A 799-nucleotide genomic window follows, 5' to 3' on the forward strand; every position below is an offset into this window, starting at 1 on the left:
CAATGGCACCCTTGACCGGTGACAACTCAGCGCAACCCGGTCGGCGGCCATGTCCCCGTGGCCGGCGGCCTCCACTCAGTGGGCCTGTCGTACGCCCAGGACCTCGGCGCCGAGACCGTGCAGGTCTTCGTCGCCAACCCGCGCGGCTGGGCCACCCCGGCCGGAAACCCCCGCCAGGACGAGGCCTTCCGCGAGACCTGCGGCGAAAGGGCGATCCCCGCGTACGTCCACGCCCCGTACCTGATCAACTTCGGCTCGCACACCGAGGCGACGGTGGAGAGGTCGGTCGAGTCGCTGCGGCACTCCCTCCGGCGCGGGCGTGAGATCGGCGCGCTCGGTGTCGTCGTGCACACCGGCAGCGCGACGGGCGGCCGGGACCGTGCCGTGGCCCTGAAGCAGGTGCGCGAGCATCTGCTGCCACTGCTCGACGAACTCACCCACGACGACGACCCGTATCTGCTCCTGGAGTCGACGGCCGGCCAGGGGGCCTCGCTCTGTTCCCGCACCTGGGACTTCGGCCCGTACTTCGAGGCCCTGGACGCCCACCCGAAGCTGGGCGTCTGCCTGGACACCTGCCACATCTTCGCCGCCGGCCACGACCTGACCGGCCCGAGCGGCATGCACCAGACGCTGGACCTGCTGGTCGACACGGTCGGCGAGGGCCGGCTGAAGCTGATCCACGCCAACGACTCCAAGGACGTGGTCGGCGCCCACAAGGACCGCCACGAGAACATCGGCTCCGGCCATATCGGCGAGGACCCCTTCCGCGCCCTGATGACCCACCCCGCCACCGAGGGCG

At 71.2% G+C, this 799-nt stretch carries 1 protein-coding gene; it reads left to right on the forward strand.

Annotation, left to right across the window (positions count from 1 at the left end):
* Positions 1-18: 18 nt before the first annotated feature.
* Positions 19-799: deoxyribonuclease IV (locus EHS43_RS45430; protein WP_148104378.1), on the forward strand; the 781-nt coding region annotated here is incomplete at its 3' end.

This window comes from Streptomyces sp. RP5T (genome assembly GCF_003933965.1).
Lineage (GTDB): Bacteria > Actinomycetota > Actinomycetes > Streptomycetales > Streptomycetaceae > Streptomyces.